The sequence below is a fragment of the Binatus sp. (SeqCode) genome (assembly GCF_036522015.1).
GTDB lineage: Bacteria > Desulfobacterota > Binatia > Binatales > Binataceae > Binatus.
This window is the reverse complement of sequence record NZ_DATDGQ010000141.1, coordinates 1-11,238: the sequence shown is the minus strand read 5'-3', so window position 1 is coordinate 11,238 and position 11,238 is coordinate 1. Positions and strand designations below refer to the sequence as shown.

At 59.5% G+C, this 11,238-nt stretch carries 10 protein-coding genes; 8 read left to right on the top strand and 2 right to left on the bottom strand.

Features of this window, described 5'->3' with window-relative positions:
- On the top strand, positions 1-356 hold a 356-nt coding region (locus VIW95_RS05855), incomplete at its 5' end, for a helix-turn-helix domain-containing protein (protein WP_331584490.1).
- A gap of 32 nt (positions 357-388) precedes the next feature.
- On the opposite strand, the gene VIW95_RS05850 is transcribed toward VIW95_RS05855, so the two are convergent.
- Positions 389-3,037 (bottom strand): choice-of-anchor D domain-containing protein, encoded by a 2,649-nt coding sequence (locus VIW95_RS05850; protein ID WP_331584489.1) that lies wholly within the window; start codon positions 3,035-3,037, stop codon positions 389-391.
- Between the two features lie 224 nt (positions 3,038-3,261).
- Between VIW95_RS05850 and VIW95_RS05845 the strand changes: the two genes are divergently transcribed.
- From VIW95_RS05845 to VIW95_RS05820, 7 genes are all read left to right on the top strand, one after another.
- Positions 3,262-3,936, top strand: coding sequence for a class I SAM-dependent methyltransferase (locus VIW95_RS05845; protein ID WP_331584488.1), 675 nt, complete (start codon positions 3,262-3,264; stop codon positions 3,934-3,936).
- A gap of 79 nt (positions 3,937-4,015) precedes the next feature.
- The gene (locus tag VIW95_RS05840; protein ID WP_331584487.1) at positions 4,016-4,621 is read left to right on the top strand and encodes a hypothetical protein; all 606 of its coding nucleotides are present in this window, start codon (positions 4,016-4,018) and stop codon (positions 4,619-4,621) included.
- On the top strand, positions 4,618-5,082 hold the full coding sequence (locus VIW95_RS05835; protein WP_331584486.1) for a hypothetical protein: 465 nt from the start codon (positions 4,618-4,620) through the stop codon (positions 5,080-5,082). Before VIW95_RS05840 ends, VIW95_RS05835 begins: the two co-directional genes overlap by 4 nt.
- Positions 5,083-5,213: 131 nt before the next feature.
- Positions 5,214-5,687 (top strand): endonuclease domain-containing protein, encoded by a 474-nt coding sequence (locus VIW95_RS17460; protein ID WP_349259296.1) that lies wholly within the window; start codon positions 5,214-5,216, stop codon positions 5,685-5,687.
- Positions 5,687-6,757: a phosphotransferase gene (locus tag VIW95_RS05830; RefSeq protein WP_331584485.1), complete on the top strand. Its 1,071-nt coding sequence runs from the start codon at positions 5,687-5,689 to the stop codon at positions 6,755-6,757. The genes VIW95_RS17460 and VIW95_RS05830 overlap by 1 nt, the downstream gene beginning before the upstream one ends.
- Complete coding sequence (locus tag VIW95_RS05825) at positions 6,730-8,202, top strand: amidase (protein ID WP_331584484.1); 1,473 nt, start codon at positions 6,730-6,732, stop codon at positions 8,200-8,202. Before VIW95_RS05830 ends, VIW95_RS05825 begins: the two co-directional genes overlap by 28 nt.
- A 31-nt stretch (positions 8,203-8,233) precedes the next feature.
- Entirely contained in the window at positions 8,234-9,166 is a 933-nt protein-coding gene (locus VIW95_RS05820) for an NAD(P)-dependent oxidoreductase (protein ID WP_331584483.1), read from the top strand.
- 707 nt (positions 9,167-9,873) lie between these two features.
- Here the strand turns inward: VIW95_RS05820 and VIW95_RS05815 are convergent.
- Positions 9,874-11,238 (bottom strand): efflux RND transporter permease subunit (locus VIW95_RS05815; protein ID WP_331584482.1); only part of this gene is annotated, 1,365 nt, incomplete at its 5' end.

Sequence of the window (11,238 nt, the reverse complement as noted above, 5' to 3'; positions counted from 1 at the left end):
GCCGCTTCGAGGATTTCCAGCGCGCGCTGAAAGTCCCACGCGCGGTACTCGCGCGGCGGCTCGATCGATTGGTCGAGGAAGGCCTGCTGAAGAAAGTTTCGTACGAAGAACACCCGCCGCGCTTTGAATACCGCCTGACCGACAAGGGGAAGGCCTTCTGGGACGTGCTCGCCGCGATGTGGCGATGGGGCAGCGACTGGCTGTGGGGCGAAGGCGGGCCGCCAGTGACTCTCGTCGACAACGAAACCGGCCGCGAAGTCCGGCCGGTGGTAGTCGATGAAAATACCGGCGCGCACCTGACCGGCCGCCGCCTGCGCATGAGCCGCAAGCCTGAGTCGCCTTCAGGCGCCAGCTAGCAGCTACCTCCCCGGCACGAAGTCGTCACAACCTAACGATGCTTGGGACGGCCGACGCCGATGAGCGGCACGCGGTACGGGTTGGGTATGGAATTCTCCGTCAGCGCCAGGGTTGCGCTGTGCGCGCCGGTCGTATCTGGGGCGAATACGACTCCCAGCGTGCAATCTTTCCTGGGCGCTATCGTCACGGGAAAATCACCGCACGTTCCGGTGCCGCTTAGAGCATAGTCGGCCGGGTCGGACGGAATTGCGCGGGAGATGATCAGCGAATGCTTCGTCCCGGTGTTATAGATCCTCAGATTTCTGGTAACAGCGTGACCGACGGTTACCTTGCCGAACGCCAGCGTGACGTTCACCGACATTGAGGTAGTCGGCGTCGCGACGGGTGTGGCAGTTGCGGTCGTGGTCGAGGTAGGAGTCGCGGTTCGAGTACTGGTAGCGGTCGCGGTCGTGGTCGGCGTCGCGGTTTGAGTACTGGTAGCCGTCGCGGTCGTGGTCGGCGTCGCGGTTTGAGTACTGGTAGCGGTCGCGGTCGTAGTCGGCGTCGCGGTGGCTGTCGAGGTGGGAGTACCAGTCGCGGTGTCAGTACTCGTAGCAGACGCCGTTGGCGTGTGAGTTGGCGTCGCGGTCGAGGTCGCAGTTGCGCTCCGCGTTGCTGTCGCTGTCGGAGTTGCCGTAGTTGTCGCGGTAGCAGTTGAGGTTGGCGTAGATGTGGCGGTGTGCGTAGCTGTCGCAGTTGCCGTAGAAGTGGCGGTGTGCGTGGCTGTCGCAGTTGCCGTAGCTGTCCGGGTTGCCGTCGGCGTGGCAGTTGCGGTTACCGTTGCGGTAGGTGTTGCTGTCGCAGTCGCGGTCGCGGTCGCAGTGGCGGTTGGTGTTGCAGTAACTGTGGCAGTCGCCGTCGCGGTGGCGGTCGCAGTTGCGGTGGCGGTTGGCGTCGCCGTAACCGTTGCGGTCGCTGTGGCAGTTGCAGTGCCAGTTGCGGTTGGCGTTGCTGTGGCGCTCGCGGTTGGAGTCGGCCTGCCATCGGGAAACAATCCGAACACAGCGAGTTGGGTCTGCGTTCCCACATAAACCGATCCGTTGGCTACCGTCGGTACGGCGAACTTCACGGCTGGTCCGGGGTTATCGGCGACGAACTGGTTGCTGTCGTACAGCTCGGTATTCAGGTTGGTAGCATCGAGGGCGTACAGAATCGCGGTACCACCTGTTTGCCATGCCGAACTGTTGATTGCCCACAATATCCCGCCGGTCGTGCCATTGGCGGAGATGACCGGCGATGCGCCCGGGTATCCAAAAAAGCCGCGCGCCGTCGATGCGGGCGACGACTGGATCAGTCCGTTGTTTATAACGAACATCTTTGGAAGATCGAAATTACCAATCGTATAGATCATGTTCTGCAGACCGACATTCGGCACCATCCCCTGCCAGTACGCGGGCGTGCTCCACATTCCAGTGACCGCGTTGTCAATTTCCTGCACCATCATATCGGTCGTCGCGTTGAATCCACCCATGCTGTCGCGATTCACCAGATAAAGGGTGCCCACTTTGCCGGCGCCGACCATCAGATGTGGATTCGGTCCGGGCTGATCGGGCAGCAGCAGGGTGCCGCCGGAACCCATGTCCAAGTCATTATCGGAGAGGTAGAGCTCGTTGAGCGGCGTAAAAAAATCGTCGAGCAGCAGGGTTCCGCCGCCAGGCGTATACCGCAGAAAGCTGTCGCTGAAATCAGCCAGCGGCGGAGTTGTGTCAAAGGTTCCGTTGCCGGTGATCGCGATCAGGTCGCCGTTGGTGTCAACGCCCGGACCGCATCCTGACTCCCAGATGCCGCCGTCCGAGCCGTTGGGCGTGGTGTTGTAAACGACGACCTGCGCCAATGACGTTTTGTCGTAGCCGAGAATCCATCCGTGGTACGGCACGATGTCGCAATGCGAGGCAAAGCTCAAATAGACCACGCCGTTCGCGAGCGTTAGTGCTGGACGATCGTTCTGCAGCAGCGGATTGAAGGAAACCATCCCCTTGACGGCATCCGGCGCTGATCCCCGCACGCTCGCAGTAATCGTTACGGGACTTTTCGGCTTCTCGAGACCAGTCGTGATATCGAGCGCGTGAAGTTGCTGCTGGTAGCTGCCCGGTCCCCGCTTGACCTTGGACACGACGTATAGGGTTCCTGTGCCTGGGTCGGTGCCCGGGTCGATCACGGGCGTAGCGGTGATCCCTATAATCGGTACCAAGTCGCCGCATCCGAGATCGGTCGCGGGCACCGCGGTAATTCCATCCTCTGGATCGATAAAGCTCGTATGCCAAAGCGGCGGTCCCGCCACGTCGGCGTCGAATGCGTACACGCTGTCGTTTTCGGTCGCGACGTAGACGACGTTGTGCGTTCCGAGGCTCGGGACCGTCACGTTTGGAACGTACAGCGGCTGCGCGTAAGCTGCGCCGTCGATGGCGTCGGTGAACAGCAGGCCGAATTGCGGCGGGTTGACAGTCGAGGGAGTCAGCACGCTTTCGGCAAGGTTTTGCCCGGTGCGGAAATTATCGTTGCGGTAGAGTAACGTCCCGGCAAAGCCGGGCTCCAACCCGCGCGCGGCAACTCCGGACTGCGCCGAGCGCAATCGCCCGGGCGCGCCCGCCGCATGGCCAATCACTACAGCGCCTGAGATAACCGCGACGAGCGCCGCCATACCTAGCATCAAACCCCGCAACGCTTGCCTTGTCACTTTCCCCCGACGCACGCTCCTGTCCTTATGCGCACGAATTTTACAGACGTAACCGCAGCAGGTCTACAACAAACCTCGGCTTCGATACTCGAAGGAGTTAATCGCTACAATGTGAGCTTCGGTCTATCTCAAGGATTTCATCGGAACCCCTGCTCTTTTGTGATATTCGCTAGGGCGAGGCATCGAAGGTGGATCCTCCTTCCGACGACCGCTCGCAACCGTTTCAAAGAATCACGCGCTGGCTCATCCCCAACCGCTCGACCGCGTTGCGCCAATATCGCTCGCGCGCGCGCATCTACGATCTCGAGCTTTTTTTGTTCGAGCCCGTGCGCCAACGTTCGATAGAGCTACTGCGTCTCAAAGACGGCGACCGCGTCCTCGATGTCGGCTGCGGTACCGGACTCAGTTTCACCGCGCTGGAAAACCTGGTCGGTGCCGATGGCTCGATCGTCGGAATCGAGCAGAGCCCAGAGATGATCGAGCGGGCGCGCGCGCGGGCGGATGACAACAACTGGAGGAACATCGAGTTCGTCTCGGCTTCGGTCGAGGAAGCTGCGATCCCGTACGCGGCCGACGCGGCGCTGTTTCATTTCACACACGACATAATGCGCACGCCCAAGGCGGTCGGCAACGTAGTTAGCCATCTCAAGCCTGGCGCGCGGGTGGTCGCGGCTGGACTCAAGTGGGCGCCAGTCCGGACGATGCCGCTGAATCTGTTCGTCTGGAACGCCGCGTTGCGATCGACGAGCACACTCGAGGGGCTGGCGCGTCCGTGGAGCAATCTCGAGACTATTTTGCAAGAGCTGGAGGTCGAGCAAATGCTGGGCGGCACCGTTTACGTCGCCAGGGGCATCGTCAAGTAGCACGGCCTTTTCTGATACTATTGTCGCATGGCGTTGCGAAGCTGCAGTATCTGAATATCGCTCGCGACGCCGGCAGGTCATGAGACATAAATTTGCTCTCGCGGCGTTTTTTTCGGTGGCCGTTCTCTCGGGATGCGCGACTCAAATGCCCGATCAAAATCAGGCGCAACTGCAAGCGGCCGGATCGTCTCAATTGCAACCGCAACTCGTAATCGCGCCCAAGGTGGAGGACGTGCCCGCTCATGCGTTGCCATTCAAGGGCAAGCTGCTTTCCGGCGATCCGTCTATCCTCCCTCCTGCGGTCGCGATGTCCTTGTCGGATACTTCGCCGGTGACATTTACCTATCGCGAAGAATTGACCCACGACGATTATCACGTTCCTCTGATCATTTCCTGGATGGATCCGGCAGATTGGGAGGGTGCTCCGACAGGCGATATTGGCGTGACCGCGTTCGCCTCTTTATCGGTAAGTGCCGGCGACATTGTCTTAGGCGACTACACTGCCAAGGAGCACGCCTCGAAATCGTACAACCTGTACCTGCAGCCCACCCACAAGGAGGTGGATGACGCTGCACTCGCGGCGGTCCGGCAAAGGATCGATGAAAAGCTCTATAAGGATGAGGCGAGGTTGGCGCAGGCGGCAGCCAGAGCAGTCAAATCTTCAACCGCGTCCGCCGGCAAATGATTCGCCGAATTCTGTTACTTCTGCTTTACCTCGCCGGCACCGCGGCAATCGGCTGCGCTGTGCAAGGACAACCATTTGAGAAAGCCACGTCGCCTCCCGGCAACGCGGTAATTTACGTGTATCGGCCTTACAGCTACGCGTCGTCGTTGATCGTACCTGCTGTTACATGCGGTGAGGACACGGTGCGCATCGGCCCCGGCGGCTACCACGCGTTCATAGTTCCGGCCGGCGAGAAGATCGTTTGCAGCGTCCAAACCGACGCCGGTGCGGACGAAGTTGATTTCCAAACCGAACGACGCTCCTACTATGTCAGAGAAGAACTCGGATGGGGCGCTTGGACTTCCATGCCACATCTCAATCCAGTCGACACTGACAAGGCGCAGACCGAAATCCAGAGCTGCGTGCTGGAACCGCAAACTACTCCGACCGCTCAAGCTACTCAGACCGGGAGCGCGAAATGACCTCTCCCCTGGCCTCTCTCCCTTCAGGCGAGGGGAACCGGAACAGAAAGGGCCAAGGGGTGGCGTGAAGGTTTCGATAAGTCTGAGCTGATTGGTTCCCCTCTCCAGAAGGGAGAGGGGGCCGGGGGGAGGTGAAAATAACCCGAAACCAGTTTGTGACTCGCGAGAAGCTCCAGCTCGCAAGAGAGCTGCGCCGGAGGATGACGCCGCAGGAGAAAATCCTGTGGCATGCGCTCAGAAAGGGCGCGCTTGACACCCTCCATTTCAGGAGACAGCAGGTTGTCGCCGGATACATTGTCGATTTCTATTGCGCATCAGCGAAGGTCGCGATTGAAATAGACGGCGACTCGCATCTCCATAGAACCGAGCACGACGAGATTCGAGATCGAGCGCTGTCGGAAATGGGAATAACGACTCTGAGGATCAGCAATAATGAGGTCGATCGGGATTTGAGCGAGGTTTTGAAAAGGATCGCAGAGCGAACCTCTCCCCTAACCCCTCTCCCTTCAGGCGAGGGGAACCAAAAGGTGACAAGAGATCACTGTCGCGGATTCAACGCTTCTTCTCGCTCTCCTAAAGGGAGAGGGGGCCGGGGGGAGAGGTAATGCCGCTCGAGGACGATGTCACAGCAGTACGCGAGCCTCATCGTTTCGATGAAGCCAGTCTCGAACGTTATCTGCGCGAGCGGATGCCGGACTTTCGCGGGCCTCTGGTCGTTCGACAATTCGTTGGCGGGCAATCGAATCCCACTTTCATGCTCGAGACTCGTGATGCGCGCTTTGTGATGCGCAAGAAGCCGCCGGGCACTCTGCTCCAGTCCGCGCATGCGGTCGATCGCGAATATCGAATCATCAAGGCGCTCGCCGCGACCGACGTGCCGGTGCCGCGCGTGCATCTTCTGTGCGAGGACGCCAGCGTCATCGGCACCGCGTTCTTCGTGATGGACTGTGTCGAGGGACGCATCATGCGCGATCCGATGATGCCGGATTCGAGCCCATACGAGCGTGCGGCCTGCTACGACTCGATGAACGACGTGCTCGCGCGGATGCACAAGGTCGATTTTCGCGCGGTGGGACTCGGCGACTACGGCCGGCCGCAGGCTTATGTTCAGCGCCAGCTCGCGCGATGGACGAAGCAGTACGAGGCGTCGAAGATCGACGAAATCCCCGAGATGGATCGGTTGATCGAATGGCTCGGGCGGCATATCCCCGCGGATGACGAGACGACGATCGCGCACGGCGACTACCGGATAGAAAACATCATCTTTCATCCGGTCGAGCCGCGCGTAGTCGCGGTGCTCGATTGGGAGCTCTCGACGCTCGGGCATCCGCTGGGCGACCTGGCGTGGGCCTGCCGCGCCTACCATTGCCCGCAGGGCATCGATGGCGTGTCGAGTTTTCAAGGGATCGATAAGGGGTATGGAATTCCGCACGAAGCGGAATTCGTTGCCGCGTACTGCCGGCGCGTCGGCCGAGCGAGCGTGCCCGATCTGATGTACTTCGTCGCGTTCTCGTTTTTTCGTGGCGCCGCGATCGCGCAAGGTATTGCGATGCGCGCAAAACTCGGCAACGCGAGTGGCCCCGATGCGGCATTGCGCGGAGCGAAGGCGCGAATTACCGCGGAGCTTGGATGGGAAGTGGCGCAGCAGTGCGATCGAGCCAAACCGACCTCGTGAATGTGGCGGAAATCGTAAGTCTCGACGCGGTCGCGCTGTCGCGCGCGATAAAGTCGAAGCAGGTCTCGTGCGTCGAGGTGATGAACGCGTATCTCGACCGCATCGAACTGCTGAACCCGCGCGTCAACGCGATCGTTTCGCTGCAACCCCGCGAGCATCTACTCGAACAGGCGAAGAATCGCGACGCGCAACTCGCTCGTGGCGAGGTTCTCGGCTGGATGCACGGCTTTCCGCATGCGGTTAAGGATCTCGAGCCGACCAGAGGCATCCGCACCACGATGGGATCGCCGCTGTTCAAAAATTTCTTTCCGCGCGACGAATCGATCCTGGTCGAGCGTATAAGACGCGCGGGCGCGATTCTCATCGGCAAGACCAACGTGCCGGAGTTCGGGCTCGGCTCTCAAACCTACAATCCGGTCTTCGGCACCACGTTCAACGCATACGATCAGTCGAAGACCTGCGGCGGCACCAGCGGAGGCGCGGCGGTCGCGCTCGCGCTTCGGATGATCCCGGTGGCAGACGGCAGCGACAACGGCGGCTCGCTGCGAAATCCCGCGGCGTGGAACAACGTATTCGGGTTCCGAACCTCTTCAGGCCGGGTGCCGTCGCAGTTCTACGAGGTTTTCATACCGTCGATTTCAGTACATGGGCCGATGGCTCGCAACGTGCCGGACCTGGCGATGTTTCTTTCGGTGATTGCCGGATACGACGCGCGCACCCCGCTTTCGATTCGCGAAGATCCGGCCGCGTTCGCCGGCACGCTCGAGCGGGACTTCAAGGGCGCGCGCATCGGATGGGTCGGCGATTTCGGCGGACAGATCCCGTTCGATCCCGGAGTGCTCGAACTCTGCGAAGGTTCGCTCAAGGTTTTCGAAGCGCTCGGAAGTAAGGTGGAAACGGCAACGCTCGACTACCCGCTCGAGCGCGTATGGCAGAGTTGGACGGCGCTGCGAGGTTGGCAAATCGCGGCCGAGTTCCGTGCCAGCTTTCCCGATCCCGCCCAACGCGCACTGATGAAACCCGAACTGCAATGGGAGATCGAAAACGGTCTGCGGTTGACGGCGATGGAAGTTGCGATCGCGTCGAGGGCGCGTACCGCGTGGTACCATGCGGTGCGCGAATTTTTCGAGAAGTACGATTTCATGATCGCGCCGGCCGGCCAGGTGTTTCCATTCGACGCGAATATACATTGGCCGAAAGAAGTCGGCGGCGTCTCGATGGATACCTACCATCGCTGGATGCAAGTCATGATTCCGATCTCGATGTCAGGCTGCCCCGCACTCAGCGTACCGGCCGGCTTCAATGATCGCGGCTTGCCGATGGGCGTTCAGATCGTGGGCCCGAATCATGCGGAGATGGCGTGCATGCAACTCGGACACGCGTACAATCAAGCGACGAACTGGGTGACCAAGCGACCGCCGACACTATCAACTGAGCGTATTTGATAAGCGCGGGGACAGCCCTAAGAATCGTGACATGCGAATACTTGTGACGGGATCCTCGGGCTGGTTGGGTCAGACGCTGGTCCCGCGACTTCGAAATGCAGGCAGTGAGGTCGTCGGCCTCGACCTGCTGCCCGCTCCAACGACACAAATTGTTGGGAGCGTCGCCGACCGCGAGCTGGTTCGATCAACGATTCGTGATTTCCAGGTGAACGCGGTGATTCATTCGGGAGCGCTGCACAAACCAAATATCGAAACGCATGAGACGTCATCCTTTGTTTCGGCGAACGTTCAAGGGACGCTTAATCTGCTTGAGGAATCGGTCTCGCCGGGTTCCAAGGTGGACCGCTTCGTTTTCACATCGACTACGTCGCTCATGATCTCAAGTGAAATCAGAGCTGCGCGATCGCGAAACGTCACGGAAGCGCTATGGATCGATGAAGACATGACGCCGCTTCTCCCGCGCAACATCTACGGCGTGACCAAATATGCCGCCGAGCATTTGTGCCGTCTGTTTCACCAGATCCACGGACTTCCGGTACTCATCCTCAGGACCGCACGGTTTTTTCCCGAGGAAGACGATATGGCCCATGAAATTTCGCAGTCGGGTCCGAATACCAAGGCCAATGAACTTCTGTTTCGCCGACTGAGTGTGGAAGATGCCTCGGAAAGTCACGTCGTCGCGATTTCGAAGGCGCCGGAAATCGGTTTCGATACCTTCATCATCTCAGCTAGGACGCCCTTTCACCGCGGCGACTGCAAGCAGCTAATCACCGACGCTCCCGCGGTGGTCGAGCGGTACTTTCCCCATTATGGAGAACTCTACAAGCGTGTCGGGTGGACGATGTTCGAGCGCATCGATCGCGTTTACGACTCGGGAAAAGCGTCGAGGGTCTTAGGTTTCGAATGTCGCTATAGATTCAAGGAGATGCTTGACGAGCTAGCTGCGAAAACTGGCGGTCGGTGAGTCAGTCGTCAGCGCGAGATCGGATGGGCCTTGAACTGCAGCATTTGAGAAAAAATTGATACAACCTTTTCTGACGAGATCCGAGGATCGGTGGTATTTGGCGACGTGAATCTTTCTTTGCGGATTTTCGCGTGAAGAACGCCGAGCTCACTTCTTCCAAGAGCGCGCTAGTGACGTTCCTTTTGGGATTTCTGTCATGTGTCTGGTCTATGATGGTCGGTCCAGTCGCGCTCACTAGAGGGTACGTGTCGTTTCCGAGTTTCTTCGCCGTCGCATTTTGGCCTTTTATGCTTTCGATTTATGCAGTCCTCGTTCTGTCAGGATCGAGGTCTTGGAACGGATCGATGATTGGAGACAAGCAACAGTCACTCGATCGCTTTCGGCGATACATGTTCATTTGGATTCTGGGAGGTGCACTGGTAGGACTTGCCTTTTCCGTTTTTCATCTGCTTACTTCCGACGAGTCGTCCCAAAGGATCCACATGTACGCTAGTGCGGGATTTCTGATCGTCGTTCTGTTTTCGCTCTGGGCTCCAAGGTTTGGCGTACTGAGGCATAGGTAGTGATGTTGGGTTTCCCGATTGGCCCGTAGTTGGCTAGAACTACGGAGCTAAAGACCCAGTCCTATGGACCCTGCCGAGTTCTTTGAAGGCAGGTGCCACCTTTGTGCTATCTCCCACCCTTCGCAGCTATTTGAATGTGAATAGTCAGTCGGCGACGTGGGATTCGGTTGGGGCCGGTGCGGGGCGGCCGAGGGCTCGGCGCCATAGTTGGGACCATCCGGCGCTGACGCGGTCCATGTATAGGTAGATTACCGGGGTCGTGTAGAGCGTCAGGACCTGGCTTACGAGTAGGCCGCCGACGATTGCGATGCCCAGCGGGCGGCGCATCTCGGAGCCGGTGCCGTTGCCGAGCGCGAGTGGCAGGCCGCCGAGCAATGCGGCCGCCGTGGTCATCATGATTGGGCGGAAGCGCAGCACGCACGCCTGGTAGATCGCGTCGTGCGGCGATTTGCCCTCGCCGCGTTGAGCTTCGAGTGCGAAATCGATCATCATGATGGCGTTTTTCTTGACGATGCCTATCAGCAAGATGATGCCGATCAGCGCGATCACGCTCAGCTCGATGTGGAAAAGGAGCAGCGCGAGGATTGCGCCGACGCCGGCCGAGGGCAGCGTCGAGAGAATCGTGATCGGATGGATATAACTCTCGTAGAGAATGCCGAGCACGATGTACACGGCGAACAGCGCGAACGCGATGAGGAAGCCTTCGTTCTTGAGCGAATCCTGAAACGCCTGCGCGGTTCCCTGGAAAGTTCCGCGAATGCCGGCGGGCATTTTAATTTGCGCTTCGGCCTGCGTAATCGCATCAACCGCATCGCCCAGCGCGACGCCCGGCGCCAGATTGAACGAGATCGTAATCGACGGGAATTGCCCCTGGTGATTGATTGCGAGCGCGGTCGTTTGCGGCGCGAAGTGGGTGAAGGTGCTGAGCTTGACGAGACCTCCGGTGTTGGAGCGCACGTGAATCAGGTCGAGCGACTCGGGGTTCTGCCAGAATTGCGGCGCGACCTCCATCACGACGTGGTACTGGTTCAGCGGCGTGTACATCGTGGACACTTGCCGCTGGCCGAACGCGTCGTACAGGGTGTCGTCAATCGCCTGCTGCGAAAGTCCGAGCCGCGACGCGGTGTCGCGATCGACGACGACGTTGGCCTCGAGGCCGCTGTTCTGCTGATCGCTGCTGACGTCGGTGAGAATTTTAACGGTGCGCAATTTCTTGAGCACTTTCGGCGCCCATTGGTTGAGCTCGTTGAGATCGTCGCTCTGGATCGTGAACTGATATTGCGCGTTACTGCTCCTGCCGCCGATTCGCAAATCCTGAACCGCCTGCAGGTAGAGATTGACGCCGGCGATGTGCGCGACCTCCTTGCGGATGCGCCCGATGACCAGGTCGGCGTTGATCTTGCGCTCGCTCAAGGGCTTCAGCGCGATGAACATGTTCGCGGTGTTGGTTGCGCCGTTGCCGCCGGTGAATGCGATGACGTTATCCACAGCCGGGTCTTTATCTATGGC